This window comes from Rhizobium sp. Root1334, from assembly GCF_001426665.1.
Taxonomy (GTDB): domain Bacteria; phylum Pseudomonadota; class Alphaproteobacteria; order Rhizobiales; family Rhizobiaceae; genus Pararhizobium.
Genome location: NZ_LMEY01000027.1, coordinates 87,361 through 103,059, shown reverse-complemented (window position 1 = coordinate 103,059; position 15,699 = coordinate 87,361). Strand labels below are relative to the sequence as shown.

The following is a 15,699-nucleotide window of genomic DNA, read 5'->3' as shown; positions in this document are numbered from 1 at the left end:
AGCCTAGCGGCTGCCGATGATACCGCCAAGGGCGCCGCCGAGCAGGCCACCGGCAAAGGCCGCGCCTGCCGGATCCATGCTGCTATTTCCCTGTCGTTCGACAGGACCTTCCAGGGTTGCGCCATCGTGCTGCCGCTTGACGCGCTGCCCAGCCACTTTCTGGCGAACCGGGTTCTGTGCCTTGCGAACCGCGATGGCAGCTTTCTGCGCTTCGTACTGCGCGCGGATCTGCGGCATCATCGGATCGGTCTGCACGACCAGGAACATGTGTTGCTGCTGCGTCAGGTAGGTTGTCTCAACCATGCCGTTCTGCTGTTGCCATGCCCCGATCGCTGCGCGAGAGCGGGCGCCGAGCGCACCATCCGCACCACCGGTGACATGACCGAGTGCGCCGAGCCGCAGTTGCAGATCGATCCGGCCTTCCTTGTCGAGGTTGAGCGTGGTTTCCGTTTCCGGCGTTCCGATGCTCAGCTTGACATCATCAGGCATGGCAACCGCGGTACGGACCTGCGAAGCCGAGGCTGCTGCCTCGCCGGCAGGGGCAATGGAAGCAATTTGCGTGGTCGCCGTTGCTTTCAATTGGTCGAGATTGAGCTTGGCAAGGGTGGCGAAATTGCCGCTCGGATATTGCTGCAGGTAAAGCTCGTAATGGGCGACGGTGTTGCGCTTGGAAGCTTCTTCCCACAATTTCTGCTCGACGGTCCAATTGACGTCGTTGGCGCCGGCGGAAGCCGTTTCACCGGAAGGCTTTGCTTCGGAGGGGATGGTAACAGCGGCCTGCGCTGCCGGATCGCCGCCGATAAAGACTTCGCGGGACAGCGAGGCGTTGTGCCAGGGATGCTGCGCGCCGCCGGTCGCTTCCGAAACATCGGCGCGAACCCGCGTCAGTGCACTCTGGATTTCAAGGCCCGGCGTCGTCAGATGCCGCGCAAGGGCAGTGGTATAGGGGCTGTTGATGCCCTTGCCGTCATACGCAACGGCGCCGGGATCGGTTGCATAGGCGATGAGCAGGCCGCCCGCGCCGGCTGCCTGATTGTTGGCCTGTACCGGCGCCAGCCCCACGCCCATCGAGGCGGAGCGGCTGGCTGGCATCACCTTTGCCAAGGAACGCGCTAGCGGATTGTCGCGGCAGGCATCGAGGATGATGATGCTGACGGCCGGGTCCGGCGGCAGGGCGGCCAGGAACTTTTCGGCAGGGACGGTGCGCGTTTGCAACTGAGCTGCCTTTTCCAGCTGTGCGTCGACCGGCACGAGATAATTGCGTCCATCGACCTGCAGGCCGTGGCCGGCATAGTAGACAACGGCAATGTCGGCGTCATAGGCGATCTCGGTGAACTGATCGACCAATGCGCTCATCGCCGTCTTGTCGAGATCTTCGCCTTCGATGACGGTGAAGCCTGCCGTGCGGAACGTTTCCGCCATCAGTTTGGCGTCGTTTTTCGGATTTGGTAACTCGACTGCGTGCTTGTAGGCGCTGTTGCCCATGACGAGGGCTACTTTTTTACCGGACGGCGTTGCTGCCGATACCTCGCTGAATGATAGAAACGCGGCGACGAACGCCGCGACAAGCCCAAACCTCCTGAGCATCGTCTTGACCTCAAAAATAGAGGGCTCACCGGACAACCTTGAACCGGCTCCGCCTGTGATGAAAATTTTCTGTATGTCGTAATAAAGGAACGGATCGTACGATCCGACTATTCTGTCGTCCCATCTGCAATTGTAGATGTTGGCCACAATTTCGTCAATTCAGCACGAATTAGACCCTTCGATCCCGGTTCGTTGCTTCACTAAACGCTATCGCTATCCTTACCAGCGGGTTGTTTCCCCGGGAACAGCCGGTTCAAGGGCGAGCGCATGCAATCCCGCGTCGATTTCGGCCTTCAGGACATCATTGATGGCTCGATGGCGAGCGACGCGGCTCATGCCGATGAAAGCGCTGGAAACAATTCGCACCCGCATATGGGTTTCGCCGGTGCCGTCGATATCGGGATGGTGGCCGGCATGCAGGTGGCTTTCGTTGACAACAATCAATCGTTCGGGAGAAAAGGCCGCGGTGAGCTTGGTTTCGATGCGGCTTTGAAGTGACATGTTTTAGCCCCGTTTCTCTGGCTTTTCCGTAGGTTCCGATCTCGATCGGGCAACCTGTGCGGGATTGCTTTTTGCGCGGTGCAAAATGGGTTCACAAAGCCTGCAACATTCCGATTTGTCAATTCTTGTTGTGGCGTCCGCCACGCCCCATAATTAGCGCCATGAAACTCGATTCAAAATACTTCGACGGGATACGGACGCGCCGCAGGGTGACCCAGAAACCCGAGCCGATGGCACCCAAATGCCAATGGGACGGGTGCGAGGAGAATGCTGTTCATCGTGCACCCGTGGGCCGCCACGCGGAAAACGAGTTTTTCATGTTCTGCTTCGAGCACGTCAAGGAATACAACAAGGGCTACAACTACTTTTCCGGCCTGTCTGATAACGAGATTGCCCGCTATCAGAAGGAAGCCATCACCGGCCACCGGCCGACCTGGACTGTCGGCGTCAACAAGAATGCCAAGAATGCGCCGCAACAATCGCATCAGCGCTCCGGTTCCGCCGGTGCGCAGGCCCGCATGCGCGATCCCTTCGGCTTCGTCGATCAGGCACGCGCCCGCGCCAACCGGCAGGAGCCGCGGCTGCGCAAACTGAAAACGCTGGAGGCCAAGGCCTTCGAAACGCTCGGTCTGCATGCCAATGCGACTGCGGCAGATGTGAAATCGGCTTACAAAGAGCTGGTAAAAAAGCATCACCCCGATGCAAATGGCGGAGACAGGGGATCGGAAGAGCGTTTTCGCGCCGTGATCCAAGCATATCAATTGTTAAAACAGGCTGGCTTCTGCTAGGAACCCGTCTTATTACGGTCACACATTTATAAAGGCATAGACGGGAACGCCCCCGCTAATCGAGTCAAGGGGCTTTACCGTGCTGGAGACATGATGAGCAAGGTAGACCTCGACATTTCCAACCTCCCCGATACGACAGTTTCCGTCCGTGACGTCTTCCGTATCGATACCGATCTGCGCGTGCCGGCCTATTCGAAGGCCGATGCCTATGTGCCTGATCTCGATCCCGACTATCTCTTCGACCGCGAGACGACGCTCGCCATTCTCGCCGGCTTTGCGCACAATCGCCGCGTCATGGTTTCCGGCTATCACGGCACCGGCAAGTCGACCCATATCGAACAGGTCGCGGCCCGACTCAACTGGCCCTGCGTACGCGTCAACCTCGACAGCCACGTCAGCCGTATCGATCTCGTCGGCAAGGATGCCATCGTCGTCAAGGACGGCATGCAGGTGACCGAATTCAAGGACGGCATCCTGCCCTGGGCCTACCAGCATAATGTGGCGCTCGTTTTCGACGAATACGACGCCGGCCGCCCGGACGTGATGTTCGTCATCCAGCGCGTGCTGGAATCATCCGGCCGCCTGACGCTGCTCGACCAGAGCCGCGTCATCCGCCCCCACCCGGCTTTCCGCCTGTTCGCAACGGCCAACACCGTCGGCCTTGGCGATACGACCGGCCTCTATCACGGCACGCAGCAGATCAACCAGGCGCAGATGGACCGCTGGTCGATCGTCACCACGCTGAACTACCTGCCGCATGACAACGAAGTCGATATCGTCGCCGCCAAGGTCAAGGGCTTCACCAAGGAGCGCGGCCGCGAAACCGTCTCGAAGATGGTTCGCGTTGCTGATCTCACCCGCGCGGCCTTCATCAACGGCGACCTGTCGACCGTCATGAGCCCGCGTACCGTCATCACCTGGGCTGAAAACGCACATATCTTCGGCGATATCGCTTTTGCCTTCCGCGTTACCTTCCTCAACAAGTGCGACGAGCTTGAGCGTGCGCTGGTGGCGGAACACTATCAGCGCGCCTTCGGTGTAGAGCTGAAGGAAAGTGCTGCCAATATCGTGCTCGAAGCCACGGCCTGATCCATGGCAGGCCGGGGCGATAATTCGAAAGCAAGGCCGGCCGGTGTCGTGGATGTGGAGCCATTCCGCCGCGCACTGACCGGTTGCATCCGCTCGATTGCCGGGGATTCGGAAATCGAGGTCGTGTTTGCCAACGAGCGCCCGGGCCTTTCCGGCGAGCGCATGCGGCTGCCCGAAATTTCCAAGCGGCCGACACGCCAGGAACTCGCCGTCACCCGCGGGCTTGGCGATTCGATGGCTCTTCGCAAGGCCTGCCACGATGCCCGCATCCACGCGACCATGGCCCCGCAGGGGGCTGATGCGCGCGGCGTCTTCGATGCCGTCGAACAGGCGCGCGTCGAGGCGATCGGTTCGTTGCGCATGACCGGCGTTGCCAGCAACCTCACCTCGATGCTGGATGAAAAATACGCCCGCGCCAATTTCGGCAATATCGACCGGCAGGCGGATGCGCCGCTGGAAGAAGCCGTTGCGCTGATCGTGCGTGAAAAACTGACCGGCCAGAAGCCGCCTGCGTCGGCCGGCAAGGTGCTCGATCTCTGGCGCGATTTCATCGAGGAAAAAGCTGCCGGCGACATGAAGGAACTGTCTGCTGCGGTCAACGACCAGCAGGCTTTCGCCCGTGTCGTGCGTAACATGCTGACATCGATGGAGATGGCCGAGAAATACGGCGACGAGGATGTCGAGCCGGACGACCAGGAAACCCAGACCGACGAAGATCAGCCGCGCAGCCAGAATCAGGATGAAAACAGCTCCGACGAGGATGCCGGTTCCGACGCAGCGCCCGCCGACGAGAACGAATCTGCCGACGAGCAGATGGACGAAGGCGAAATGGACGGCGCCGAAATCTCCGAAGAGGAGATGTCGGATGACGGCGAGGACGACAGCGAAACGCCTGGCGAGGTCAAGCGGCCGAACCATCCTTTCGACGATTTCAACGAGAAAGTCGATTACGGCGTCTTCACCGAGGAATTCGACGAAACCACCACGGCCGAGGAGCTTTGCGACGAGGCCGAGCTCGACCGTCTACGGGCGTTCCTCGACAAGCAGCTGGCACATTTGCAGGGTGCCGTTGGCCGTCTTGCCAACCGGTTGCAACGCCGCCTGATGGCGCAGCAGAACCGCTCGTGGGAATTCGATCTGGAAGAGGGTTATCTCGATTCAGCGCGGTTGACGCGCATGATCATCGACCCGATGCAGCCGCTGTCGTTCAAGCGGGAAAAGGATACCAATTTCCGCGATACGGTCGTGACGCTGCTGATCGACAATTCCGGCTCGATGCGCGGCCGGCCGATCACGGTTGCCGCCACCTGTGCCGACATTCTGGCCCGTACATTGGAACGTTGCGGCGTCAAGGTCGAGATCCTCGGCTTCACCACCAAGGCCTGGAAGGGCGGGCAATCGCGTGAAAAATGGCTGGCCAGCGGCAAGCCGCAGACACCGGGCCGCCTCAACGATCTGCGCCACATCATCTACAAGTCCGCAGATGCCCCGTGGCGCCGCGCGCGCCGCAATCTCGGCCTGATGATGCGTGAAGGCCTGCTGAAGGAAAACATCGACGGCGAGGCGCTGATCTGGGCACACAACCGGTTGCTCGGCCGCTCTGAGCAGCGCCGCATCCTGATGATGATATCGGATGGTGCGCCGGTCGATGATTCCACCCTGTCGGTCAATCCGGGCAACTATCTCGAGCGGCACCTGCGTGCCGTCATCGAGCAGATCGAGACGCGCTCACCGGTCGAGTTGCTGGCGATCGGGATCGGTCATGATGTGACGCGCTACTACCGCAAGGCCGTGACCATCGTCGATGCCGACGAGCTCGCCGGCGCGATGACCGAGCAGCTTGCTTCGCTGTTCGACGACGAGAGTTCCCGCCGCCGGGCCGCGCCTGCGCGGCGGCGTGCGAGCTGATAATATTGTCTGACCGGTGCGTCGCGTGGCGCCCCGGTCTTGCTTTGCATATTCTTTGATTTTTCCGGAGCTGCTTTGCGCTCCATGCCGGCCTGCCGGAAGGACGTCTTTTGAAAGCGACACTGATTCAGGCAGCCGCCTTTTCCCTGCTTCTGGCCGTCATGCCATCGGTTGCGGCACCGTTGGCGCCCTCGGAAATCGTTCCGGTAAAGAGCCGGCAGATTGAAAACTTCAAGATCGGTTCAGACCAGAAGCTGTTCGGCAAGCTGGAATTTATCGGCGGTATCGAGATGTCGTCGTCGAACGCGCTGCTTGGCGCGATCTCATCGATCCGCTTTCGCCCGGACCGGAAATCCTTTCTTGCGATTATGGACACGGGGCATTGGGTCGAAGGTGCAATCGAGCGTGACCAGCAAGGCCGGCTGGCAGGCACGAGCGATCTGACGGTCACTTCGATGATCGATGCCAACGGGCGGTCTGAACAGGTCAAGGAGCGCATGGACTGTGAAGGCGTGGCGTTGCGCGATGGTATGGTCCTTGCAAGCTATGAGGGGCTCCACCGCGTCGATGTCTATCCAGATCCCGGCTTTGCCCAATCAGGGCCGCTGGCGAGCTTGCCGCTTCTTATCCCGACCACCGCGCTGCGGGGCAATCGCGGTCTTGAAACCATCGCGGTTTCACCGAAGGACAGCCCGCTTGCGGGCGGCGTCACTGTGGTTTCCGAGCTGAGCTTTGACAGCAATGGGCATCTCCTGGCCGCCGTCCTCGATGGTCCCCGCAAGGGTATTTTCGGTGTTGTTCGCAAAGGCCCGTTCGCGGTGACTGACGGCGCGTTCCTGCCCAATGGCGATTTTTTGATTCTGGAGCGCCGCTTCAGCTTCGCCGAAGGTATCGGCATGCAGATCCGCCGCATCAAGGCTGACGATATCAAGCCCGGTGCCGTGGTCGATGGAGAGGTCCTGCTCAACGCCGATATGGGCTACCAGATCGACAATATGGAAGGCCTGGACGTTATCGTCGAACCTGGCGGCGATATTCGCCTCATCATCGTTTCCGACGACAATCACTCCATTCTCGAGCGCAACCTGATGCTGGAGTTCCGGTTGCTGGAACAGAATCCGGCATAAGAAAAAACCCGCACCACGGGGTGATGCGGGTTCGATTCTGTCATCCGGTTTTCTGAGTCAGGCGTTTGCCTTCACCCCCGGCATCGGCTTGATCACGTTCATCAACGCGCCATAGGGCAGCAGCATCACCAGGCCGACGATGATCTTGACGCTGAGGTCGCCGAGCGCCCAGGAGATCCAGCGCGGCGCCTCTGCGGTCATTATGCCGAGGATCGGCGCGCTTTCGAGCGCGAAAGGCTCGTTCGGGCCGAAGAAGACGAAAAACGCGGCAAAAGCGAACGAGAAGAAGATCGCCGTGTCGAGGAAGGAGCCGAACAGCGAGCCGACCAGCGGCGCGCGCCACCAGCTCTGTGCCCGCAGCTTGTTGAACACCGAGATATCCAGAAGCTGGCCGAGCAGGAAGGCGGAGCCGGACGCGATCGCGATGCGGGGGCTGGCCACCAGCACGGATAGCAGGACCGCCACCGCGAAACCGGCGACAACGACCTTGCGGGCGGTGCGGGGGCCGAACTGGCGGTTGGTGAGATCGGTGACGAGAAAGGCGATCGGATAGCTGAAGGCGCCGAAGGTCAGGAGATCACCCAGCTGCATGCCGGCAATCGAGCCGGGCAGGGGGTACTGGACCAGGAAATTGGAGGCCACGACCACGAGGGTCATCAGCGCGACATAAGTTAGGAACGTGCGGTTTGTCAGCATTTTTTTATCCTGGGGTATGCCACCAGTTGGAGTCATCTAAGCCCGCAGTTTGCCGTGGTTTGCACCCGGTAGACCGCGAACGGTTTAGCGTCAATCTTGCACGAGAAAAAGGCTCGCCGGTTTCCCTGGCAAGCCTTTTAATCTGTAAAGCCAAGAGTGCCGATTAAGCGGCGACAGCTTCAGCCGTCTTCTTGACGATCTGGCGGCGCAGCAGGCGAGCGCGCATCGACAGCTCTACTTCGTCAGCCTTGATCAGGAATGCGTCGAGACCACCGCGGTGTTCAACCGAACGCAGGGCTGCGGCCGAAACGCGCAGACGGTAACGCTGGCCGAGCACGTCGGAAATCAACGTAACCTGGCACAGGTTCGGCAGGAACTTGCGCTTGGTCTTGTTGTTTGCGTGGCTCACATTGTTGCCCGACTGGACGCCCTTGCCGGTCAATTCGCAACTACGGGACATGATGCACCTATTTTTCTTTTCGCCTTCGGTCCATGCGTTGGCGGGCCGTAAGCCCAGGCCGCATTCCGTTGGCCATGATTGGAAAGTTGCGGTTCTATAGTCAGCGAGAGCCGCGGCGTCAAGCCAAACCTTCGTTTTCCGGGAAAAACTCTTGAGAAACGCGGGGTCCATCAAGCCGGAGATACCGTTCGGTTCAGATTCTTTCCGTGCCTATACATCTTTACTGCGACCAATTCCACTTTATTGCTCCATGGGTTAAGCCTTGTGGCAAAAGCGGGTTTTCCGGCGCAGAAATGCCGCAAACCCGCCCTATCGCCTAAGATTAAGTGAACGGACGTGTCGCGTCAGCGAAAATGGAAGGGCAACTGGAATGAACTGGCGCAACGGTTTTTCGGCGCTTCTGGCATTGGCCACGGCAACGTTTTCCACAGGCACGGCCTATGCCGTCGATGTGACGCACACGACGGACTACAGCATCTCGCTTGCCGGCCTGCCAATTGCAAAGGCCTCGTTCCACACAGAATTGAATGACAAGCGCTACACCATTTCCGGGACGATGAACTCCGCTGGTCTTGCCGATATTTTCGCGAAGACCTCAGGGGAGACCTCGGTCTCCGGCGTCGTCGGGCGTGACCAGTTGAGCGCCTCGGAATATCGGGTCAAGTATCAGAGCGGCAAGAAGGGCCGTGCGATCGACGTGCAGTTCCGCGACGGCGATGTCGTGTCCGCCTCGATGAAGCCGCCGCGCAAGATTCCGAAGAACTGGGTGCCGGTCACCAAGGCGGATATGCGCAATGTTGTAGATCCTCTCTCGGGCCTGATCTTTCCGGCCGATACGCGGGTCTGCCCGAAAAGCGTACCGATCTTCGACGGCGAATCGCGCATGGACCTGAAGCTGTCGCCGAAGGGGACCCGGCCCTTCAAGACGGAAGGTTTTCAGGGAGACGTCATCGTCTGCGGCATCAAGTTCGTGCCGAAATCCGGTTATCGCAAAGGGCGCGACGACGTCGATTACCTGCGCAAGCTGGAAACCATGGAAATCTGGTTTGCCAAGGCTGACACTGTGAACGTATATGCTCCGGTCTACGTCCGCATCCCGACCAGCTATGGCCCTGTCACCATCTGGGCGACGCGGTTCGGAAGCTGATATTTCCATTCGGGCCGGGGGGCATGTGCATGAAAGTCAAGGCAACGCTGATCGGCTTTTCGGCGATCCTGATGTGGTCGCTGCTGGCGCTGTTCACGGCAGCCTCCGGCACCATGCCGCCCTTCCAGCTGTCTGCCATCTGCTTTTCCATCGGCAGCATTCCCGGCCTCGTTGTCCTGGCGCTGAAGCCTGAGCGGCTGGCGCTGCTGAAGCAGCCCGCAAAGGTCTGGATCGTCGGGATTGCCGGGCTGTTCGGTTACCACTTTCTCTATTTCACCGCTCTTCGCAATGCGCCTGCGGTCGAGGCCGGACTGATTGCCTATCTCTGGCCGCTCCTGATCGTTGTCGGTTCCGCGCTTCTGCCGGGTGAGCGGCTACGCTGGTATCATGTCGCCGGGGCCATCTGCGGACTTGCCGGCACGATCCTGATCGTGGCGCGCAATGGCGTTCAGTTCGATGACGCCTATGTCATGGGCTATGGTGCGGCTCTGGCCTGTGCCTTCACCTGGTCCGGCTATTCGCTGCTGACGCGGCGATTCGAAGCCGTCTCGACGGATGTCGTCACCGGCTTCTGCCTGGCAACGGCGGCCCTGTCCTTCCTCTGCCACCTTGGCCTCGAAACGACGGTCTGGCCTGAAACAGCAACACAGTGGATCGCGGTGGCGGGTCTCGGCCTGTTGCCGGTCGGCGCTGCCTTCTACGCCTGGGATTACGGCGTCAAGAACGGCAATATCCAGATCCTCGGCGTCGCCAGCTATGCGGCGCCGGTTCTCTCGACGCTGATCCTGATCGCATTCGGTTTCGCCGAGCCGTCCTGGCGGATTGCGCTCGCCTGCCTGTTCGTGACCGGCGGCGCGGTTCTGGCGGCCAAGGACGTTATTTTCCGTGGCCGCTCCAGAGCCGCACAGCCCGCTGAATAGGTTCAGGCTGCCGGCGGCTGCCAGTCGGGCGGAGCCATTTCAAACGCTGAAAAATCGAAGCCCGGCGCAACCGTGCAGCCGACCAGCGTCCATGCCCCGAGCGACGTTGCCGATTGCCACCAGTTGGCGGGGACGATTGCCTGCGGCCTCTCGCCGGTCAGGATGTTCGAGCCGACCGTGACGGTGGTGCCCGGTTTGCCGTCTTCGGCGATGCTCAGTGCCAGCGGCGCCCCGGCATAGAAATGCCAGATCTCGACCGCATCGCGCACGCGGTGCCAGTGAGAACGCTCGCCGCGCTCCAAAAGATAATAGATAGCGGTCGAGTGGCCGCGTGGACCGCCCGCTGTGTCCTTGAAGGTCTGGATATACCAGCCGCCTTCCGGATGGCGCTCCATTTTCAGTGTTTCAATGATGGCTTGCGCCGACAGCGGCAGTTGAACGTCCATCAGAAATTGTCCTTACGCTTGCGGATTTCGGCAAAGACCTCGGCGTCCGATGCGTTGTCCATCTGAAGATGTGCCCTTATGGCGGCATCATGCGGCCGCAGGAAGGGGTTGGTAGCCTTTTCGAGACCAAGCGTTGTCGGCGCGGTGAAAACGCCCTTGGCGCGCAGGGCGTCGATTTCGGCAGCACGGGCCTTCAGCGCCGCGTTCTCCGGATCCACAGTCACTGCGAAGCGCGCATTGGACAGCGTATATTCGTGACCGAAATAGACGATGGTATCATCAGGGAGTGCCATCAGTTTCTGCAGTGAGGTCCACATCTGCGCCGGCGTACCTTCAAACAGGCGGCCGCAGCCGAGCGCAAACAGCGTGTCGGCGGAAAACAGCAGCTTGTCGTTGGGGAGGTAGAAGCAGATATGCCCGGCCGTATGCCCAGGCGTTTCGAAGACATGCACCGGGTGTCCTGCGAATTCGAAATCACCGCCATCGCCGATCGTCTTGTCGATGCCTGGAATTTTCGATGCTTCGTTTTCGGGGCCGATGATCGTCACATCGTAGCGTGTTTTCAGCGCCAGATTGGCGTCCACATGGTCCGGATGATGGTGGGTCGTCAGGATATGGGTCAGTGTCCAGCCCCGGCGCTTCAACGCCGCCAGAATGGCTGCTTCCTCCGGTGCGTCGATCGAGGCGGTGGCGCCGCTTGCCGGATCGTGGATCAGCACGCCGAAATTATCGGTGCGGCACGGGAAGAGTTCGATATCGAGCTTGGCCATGATGGAATTCCTGAAGAGGACACGTCGTTGTGGCGAATGTAGTGAGCGCCGCCTTGAAGTCCACCCGTTCCAGTCTAACATGAGGGCATGCACGCAGATATCGTCGACCTTCGCCAGTTCTATCATTCCCGCCTCGGCCGCTTTGCCGAGCAATCGATCAGCATGGCGCTGTCGTCTGTCTGGGCCAAGCTGCCCGAAGAGCGGCTGGTCGGGCTTGGTTATGCGGTCCCCTATCTCGATCGCTTTCGCGCCGATACCGAGCGCACGTTTGCCTTCATGCCGGCGGGGCAGGGGGCGGTGAACTGGCCGGTTGCCGAACTATCCTCGACAGCGCTGATCTTCGACGAGGAATTGCCGCTGCCCGATTCGTCGATCGACCGGGTGTTGATGGTCCATTCCCTCGAATTCGCTGAAAACCCGCGTGAGACGATGAAGGAACTCTGGCGTGTTCTGGCGCCGGGTGGCCGTCTGGTGATCGTGGTCCCCAATCGCCGCGGCGTCTGGGCGCGGATGGAGCACACGCCCTTCGGTTCCGGCCGTCCCTATTCACGCGGGCAGTTGACGTCGCTGTTGCGCGAAACCAATTTCACTCCGGGCGCCTCCGCCGATGCCCTGTTCTTTCCGCCCTCGAAGCTGAAACTGATCCTGAAAATGCGCCAGGCCTTCGAGCGCATCGGCCGCTCGCTCTGGCCGGTATTCTCAGGCGTCATCATCGTCGAGGCGCAGAAGCGGCTCTATCAGGGCCTGCCTGTCGCCGCCCGCGCCTCGCGCCGCGTCTTCGTGCCGGTGCTCGCTCCACAAGGCGTGCCGACGACGCGGGAAAAGCCATTGCGGCCAGCGCATCGAATCGATTTGTGACGTCGCGCCACACTCGACAAAAACCCGCTGCACCGGTATTGCCAGAGCGTCATTTTCCCTGTCGCCGAAAGCTGATCCCATGAGCACAGACCTTACGAGCCCAACCCCACGCCCCGGTATCCTCGATATTGCCGCTTACGTGCCGGGCAAGGAGCATGCGCCGGGTGTGGCCAAGGTTTATAAGCTTTCCTCGAACGAGACGCCGTTGGGAGCGAGCCCGAAAGCGATCGAGGCCTTCCAGAAGGCTGCCGCCAAGCTTGAAATCTATCCCGATGGCCAGGCGATTGAACTGCGTGAAGCCATCGCCTCCGTCTATGGCCTGAACACGGCCAACTTGATGTGCGGCAACGGCTCCGACGAGCTGCTCGGCCTGCTCTGCCACGTCTATCTCGCCCCCGGCGACGAAGCCATCATCACCGAGCATGGTTTTCTGGTCTACAAGATCCAGATCATGGGCGCCGGTGCGACGCCGGTCACCGTTGCGGAAAACGATTGCCAGGTCACCGTCGATGCGATCCTTGCTGCGGTAACGCCGAAGACGAAAATGGTCTTCCTCGCCAACCCGGGCAATCCGACCGGCACCTATGTGCCTGTCGATGAAGTCCGCCGCCTGCAGGCCGGTCTGCCGAAGAATGTCATTCTGGTTCTCGATGCCGCCTATGCGGAATATGTCCGCCGCAACGATTATGAAGCGGGCCTTGAACTGGTGTCGTCCAACCAGAACGTGGTGATGACCCGCACGTTTTCGAAGATCCACGGGCTTGCAGCGCTCAGAATCGGCTGGATGTATGCGCCGCTTGCCATTATTGACGCGCTGAACCGTGTGCGCGGCCCGTTCAACATGAACGCACCTGCCATCGCTGCCGGTGCCGCCGCGATCCGCGATCAGGCCTTTGCGGCCACAGCCGTCGAGCACAATTCGCTTTGGCTCGGCAAGCTGACCGATGCCTTCTCTTCGCTCGGTCTGCGCGTCACGCCGTCGGTCACCAACTTCGTGCTGATCCATTTCCCGGATACCGACGGCAAGCGCGCGCCGGAAGCCGACGAGTTCCTGACCAGCCGCGGTTTCATCCTTCGGGCGGTGCGGGGCTATGGCCTTCCCAATGCGCTGCGCATGACCATCGGCTCGGCGGAAGCCAATGAAGGCGTGATTGCCGCGCTCACCGAGTTCATGGGCCGGGCGTGATGGCAAAGCAGTTTGAAACCATCGCGCTGATCGGCATCGGCCTGATCGGCTCGTCGATCGCTCGCGAAATCAAGGACAAGGGCCTTGCAGGTTCCGTCACCGTCTCGACGCGCAGCGACGCGACGTTGAAGCGGGCAGAGGCGCTGAACCTCGGCGACCGCTACACGACGTCGGCTGCCGATGCGGTCAAGAATGCCGATCTGGTCATCGTCTCCGTGCCCGTCGGTGCCTCCGGCGCGGTTGCCGCCGAAATCGCTCCGCATCTGAAGCCCGGTGCGATCGTCACCGATGTCGGCTCGACCAAAGGCTCTGTCATCGCCCAGATGGCGCCGCATATGCCGGAAGGTGTCCATTTCATCCCGGGCCATCCGATTGCCGGCACCGAATATTCCGGTCCGGATGCGGGCTTTATCGGCCTGTTCAAGGGCCGCTGGTGCATCCTGACACCGCTGCCCGATACGGACGAAACGGCCAAAGCGAAGCTGCGAGGCTTCTGGGAAACGCTGGGTTCCATGGTCGATGACATGGATCCGGAGCACCACGACAAGGTTCTGGCGATCGTCTCGCACCTGCCGCATATCATCGCCTACAACATCGTCGGCACGGCCGATGATCTGGAAGCGGTGACCGAATCGGAAGTGATCAAATATTCCGCCTCGGGTTTCCGCGACTTCACCCGTCTTGCGGCGTCAGACCCGACCATGTGGCGCGACGTCTGCCTGCACAACAAGGATGCGATCCTGGAAATGCTGGCTCGGTTTTCCGAGGATCTGGCCTATCTGCAACGGGCGATCCGCTGGGGCGACGGCGACAAGCTGTTCGACCTTTTCACCCGCACCCGCGCCATCCGCCGCTCGATCGTCCAGGCCGGTCAGGATACCGATATGGCCGATTTCGGGCGGCATGCGATGGATCAGAAGTAGGTGGCAGCAAACATTCCGCTTTGCCCCTCACTCTAGCCCTCTCCCCGCAAGCAGGGAGAGAGGACGACGGAGTGAGCCGCATATCCCTTCGCCCCGTTTACGGGGAGAAGGTGCCCGACAGGGCGGATGAGGGGCGTGTGACGCTGGGAGGCTTGCTTTGGTTTTATCCAGCCAACCTCAAAGCTGCGGCAGTTCCCCAATCGGGAAGAACGCCAGAAACGCGATCCCGTCGCGGACATTCAGCTTCACCGTTGCCTCGTTCTTGCCGTCGGCCAGGGCCGTCAGCATGTTGGCAATATTGTTGACCATCACCGTGCCATCCTCGTCGGTGAAGACCTTGACGAGGTTCTGACGCCAGCCCTCGATATTCTTCATGGTGACGCTGAATTCGCCCGAGATCAGCCCTTGGTCGTTGACGGTGAACGGGCCGGACGCTGATGTCACCATGCCGTTGCCGAGATCGAGCGTCAGGTTGCGCATCTCGCCCTTGCTGCCGCGCAGGGCATCCGGCTTCCACCCGCCACGCTGCATCAGATTGGCGCGATCGGCGAAGGTCATGTCGACGCTGGCGTTAAGGAGGGGCAGCAGGCTTAATCCCTTGTCCAGCTTCAGATCGAATTGATCGACACTGAGGGCCGCGTCGAGATCAGCGCCGTTCTGGCGAAAATGCGCCTCGCCATGTCCGGCATTGAAGATGAATTTGTGCATGTCACCCGGTGCAGCGTCGTCGTCGAAGGACGGTAGCATCGCCGTGCCAGCCAGCTTGTCATAGGTGAGCGATGTGCGGTCGAGGCCGGATAGCGTTGCGTTCGCGCTGGCGTGGAGCAATTCCCAATCGGCAGAGACAGTCATGCCGGGCGAAAAGCGGATTTCGGCCGGACCGTCGAGTTCGATGATGGCATGGCCCGGCCGGTAGACTTGTGCCGCCGAGCGCAGCGCGCCGAAGGAGGCCGATGCTCCGCGTGAAATGTTATCGAGGCGGACGCTGTCGCAGAACACGCCGATACGGAAGGGGAAGCCGCGCACGCTCAAATCGTCGCATTCCGCCGATGAGCCGCTGGCCTTCTTCTCTGTCAGAAAGGCGGCCAGCCGCGTCTCGATCTGGTTGGCCGCGAAAAACCACGCGCCGGCATAGACGATGAGGAACAGCACGACGCCGATCGCCAGCCGTCTGATTTTCCGGCTGCCGGCGGAGGGGGCGGCGATATCTGCTGCGGTCATGGTCTGCTCCGTCGTTCGTCCGCGACGCTGCGGCACGAGAATTTCTGGTCTGCCGCTCTGGCCGTTTACCGC

16 protein-coding genes are annotated in these 15,699 nt (G+C 60.8%); 9 read left to right on the top strand and 7 right to left on the bottom strand.

The annotated features are described in order from the left end of the window. Positions 1 to 3 precede the first annotated feature (3 nt). Both ASD36_RS22360 and ASD36_RS22355 read right to left on the bottom strand, forming a co-directional pair. Positions 4 to 1,587 carry a caspase family protein gene (locus ASD36_RS22360; protein ID WP_060506422.1) on the bottom strand — a complete coding sequence of 528 codons (1,584 nt, stop codon included), beginning with the start codon at positions 1,585 to 1,587 and terminating at the stop codon, positions 4 to 6. 219 nt (positions 1,588 to 1,806) lie between these two features. Next, on the bottom strand, positions 1,807 to 2,088 hold the full coding sequence (locus ASD36_RS22355; RefSeq protein WP_037099750.1) for a BolA family protein: 282 nt from the start codon (positions 2,086 to 2,088) through the stop codon (positions 1,807 to 1,809). A 152-nt stretch (positions 2,089 to 2,240) separates the two neighbouring features. On the opposite strand from ASD36_RS22355, the gene ASD36_RS22350 reads away from it, so the two are divergent. The 4 genes from ASD36_RS22350 to ASD36_RS22335 all read left to right on the top strand — a co-directional run bounded on the left by ASD36_RS22350 (position 2,241) and on the right by ASD36_RS22335 (position 7,000). Next, a complete protein-coding gene (locus ASD36_RS22350) occupies positions 2,241 to 2,876 on the top strand; it encodes a J domain-containing protein (protein ID WP_112834521.1) in 636 nt (211 codons plus the stop codon). Between the two features lie 93 nt (positions 2,877 to 2,969). Next, a complete protein-coding gene (gene cobS / locus ASD36_RS22345) occupies positions 2,970 to 3,965 on the top strand; it encodes a cobaltochelatase subunit CobS (RefSeq protein WP_060506421.1) in 996 nt (331 codons plus the stop codon). Between the two features lie 3 nt (positions 3,966 to 3,968). Beyond that, positions 3,969 to 5,873, top strand: coding sequence for a cobaltochelatase subunit CobT (cobT, locus tag ASD36_RS22340; RefSeq protein WP_060506420.1), 1,905 nt, complete (start codon positions 3,969 to 3,971; stop codon positions 5,871 to 5,873). A gap of 161 nt (positions 5,874 to 6,034) precedes the next feature. Continuing rightward, positions 6,035 to 7,000 carry an esterase-like activity of phytase family protein gene (locus ASD36_RS22335; protein WP_060506592.1) on the top strand — a complete coding sequence of 322 codons (966 nt, stop codon included), beginning with the start codon at positions 6,035 to 6,037 and terminating at the stop codon, positions 6,998 to 7,000. A gap of 57 nt (positions 7,001 to 7,057) precedes the next feature. Here the strand turns inward: ASD36_RS22335 and ASD36_RS22330 are convergent, their stop codons facing one another. Both ASD36_RS22330 and rpmB read right to left on the bottom strand, forming a co-directional pair. Continuing rightward, entirely contained in the window at positions 7,058 to 7,696 is a 639-nt protein-coding gene (locus tag ASD36_RS22330) for a VUT family protein (protein ID WP_060506419.1), read from the bottom strand. A gap of 163 nt (positions 7,697 to 7,859) precedes the next feature. Then, a complete protein-coding gene (gene rpmB / locus ASD36_RS22325) occupies positions 7,860 to 8,156 on the bottom strand; it encodes a 50S ribosomal protein L28 (protein WP_037163865.1) in 297 nt (98 codons plus the stop codon). 370 nt (positions 8,157 to 8,526) lie between these two features. Here rpmB and ASD36_RS22320 point away from each other — a divergent pair, with 370 nt between their 5' ends. Both ASD36_RS22320 and ASD36_RS22315 read left to right on the top strand, forming a co-directional pair. After that, positions 8,527 to 9,303: a DUF3108 domain-containing protein gene (locus ASD36_RS22320; RefSeq protein ID WP_060506418.1), complete on the top strand. Its 777-nt coding sequence runs from the start codon at positions 8,527 to 8,529 to the stop codon at positions 9,301 to 9,303. Between the two features lie 29 nt (positions 9,304 to 9,332). Continuing rightward, complete coding sequence (locus tag ASD36_RS22315) at positions 9,333 to 10,223, top strand: EamA family transporter (protein WP_060506417.1); 891 nt, start codon at positions 9,333 to 9,335, stop codon at positions 10,221 to 10,223. A gap of 2 nt (positions 10,224 to 10,225) precedes the next feature. Here the strand turns inward: ASD36_RS22315 and ASD36_RS22310 are convergent, their stop codons facing one another. Next, positions 10,226 to 10,669: a cupin domain-containing protein gene (locus ASD36_RS22310; RefSeq protein WP_060506416.1), complete on the bottom strand. Its 444-nt coding sequence runs from the start codon at positions 10,667 to 10,669 to the stop codon at positions 10,226 to 10,228. After that, positions 10,669 to 11,439: a hydroxyacylglutathione hydrolase gene (gene gloB / locus ASD36_RS22305; protein ID WP_060506415.1), complete on the bottom strand. Its 771-nt coding sequence runs from the start codon at positions 11,437 to 11,439 to the stop codon at positions 10,669 to 10,671. Before gloB ends, ASD36_RS22310 begins: the two co-directional genes overlap by 1 nt. A gap of 87 nt (positions 11,440 to 11,526) precedes the next feature. Between gloB and ASD36_RS22300 the strand changes: the two genes are divergently transcribed. From ASD36_RS22300 to ASD36_RS22290, 3 genes are all read left to right on the top strand, one after another. Next, positions 11,527 to 12,297: a class I SAM-dependent methyltransferase gene (locus tag ASD36_RS22300; protein WP_060506414.1), complete on the top strand. Its 771-nt coding sequence runs from the start codon at positions 11,527 to 11,529 to the stop codon at positions 12,295 to 12,297. Between the two features lie 79 nt (positions 12,298 to 12,376). Beyond that, positions 12,377 to 13,483 carry a histidinol-phosphate transaminase gene (hisC, locus tag ASD36_RS22295; protein WP_060506413.1) on the top strand — a complete coding sequence of 369 codons (1,107 nt, stop codon included), beginning with the start codon at positions 12,377 to 12,379 and terminating at the stop codon, positions 13,481 to 13,483. Beyond that, positions 13,483 to 14,406: a prephenate/arogenate dehydrogenase family protein gene (locus tag ASD36_RS22290; protein ID WP_060506412.1), complete on the top strand. Its 924-nt coding sequence runs from the start codon at positions 13,483 to 13,485 to the stop codon at positions 14,404 to 14,406. The genes hisC and ASD36_RS22290 overlap by 1 nt, the downstream gene beginning before the upstream one ends. Positions 14,407 to 14,583: 177 nt before the next feature. On the opposite strand, the gene ASD36_RS22285 is transcribed toward ASD36_RS22290, so the two are convergent. Next, complete coding sequence (locus ASD36_RS22285; protein WP_060506411.1) at positions 14,584 to 15,627, bottom strand: DUF2125 domain-containing protein; 1,044 nt, start codon at positions 15,625 to 15,627, stop codon at positions 14,584 to 14,586. Positions 15,628 to 15,699: the final 72 nt, after the last annotated feature.

Bases quoted from the DNA above. Each gene is read 5' to 3' on its own strand.
- ASD36_RS22355 (WP_037099750.1), bottom strand. From the start codon at position 2,088: ATGTCACTTCAAAGCCGCATCGAAACCAAGCTCACCGCGGCCTTTTCT.
- gloB (WP_060506415.1), bottom strand. From the start codon at position 11,439: ATGGCCAAGCTCGATATCGAACTCTTCCCGTGCCGCACCGATAATTTC.
- cobS (WP_060506421.1), top strand. From the start codon at position 2,970: ATGAGCAAGGTAGACCTCGACATTTCCAACCTCCCCGATACGACAGTT.
- hisC (WP_060506413.1), top strand. From the start codon at position 12,377: ATGAGCACAGACCTTACGAGCCCAACCCCACGCCCCGGTATCCTCGAT.
- ASD36_RS22285 (WP_060506411.1), bottom strand. From the start codon at position 15,627: ATGACCGCAGCAGATATCGCCGCCCCCTCCGCCGGCAGCCGGAAAATC.
- ASD36_RS22330 (WP_060506419.1), bottom strand. From the start codon at position 7,696: ATGCTGACAAACCGCACGTTCCTAACTTATGTCGCGCTGATGACCCTC.
- ASD36_RS22290 (WP_060506412.1), top strand. From the start codon at position 13,483: ATGGCAAAGCAGTTTGAAACCATCGCGCTGATCGGCATCGGCCTGATC.
- ASD36_RS22335 (WP_060506592.1), top strand. From the start codon at position 6,035: ATGCCATCGGTTGCGGCACCGTTGGCGCCCTCGGAAATCGTTCCGGTA.
- rpmB (WP_037163865.1), bottom strand. From the start codon at position 8,156: ATGTCCCGTAGTTGCGAATTGACCGGCAAGGGCGTCCAGTCGGGCAAC.
- ASD36_RS22310 (WP_060506416.1), bottom strand. From the start codon at position 10,669: ATGGACGTTCAACTGCCGCTGTCGGCGCAAGCCATCATTGAAACACTG.
- cobT (WP_060506420.1), top strand. From the start codon at position 3,969: ATGGCAGGCCGGGGCGATAATTCGAAAGCAAGGCCGGCCGGTGTCGTG.
- ASD36_RS22320 (WP_060506418.1), top strand. From the start codon at position 8,527: ATGAACTGGCGCAACGGTTTTTCGGCGCTTCTGGCATTGGCCACGGCA.
- ASD36_RS22360 (WP_060506422.1), bottom strand. From the start codon at position 1,587: ATGCTCAGGAGGTTTGGGCTTGTCGCGGCGTTCGTCGCCGCGTTTCTA.
- ASD36_RS22300 (WP_060506414.1), top strand. From the start codon at position 11,527: ATGCACGCAGATATCGTCGACCTTCGCCAGTTCTATCATTCCCGCCTC.
- ASD36_RS22315 (WP_060506417.1), top strand. From the start codon at position 9,333: ATGAAAGTCAAGGCAACGCTGATCGGCTTTTCGGCGATCCTGATGTGG.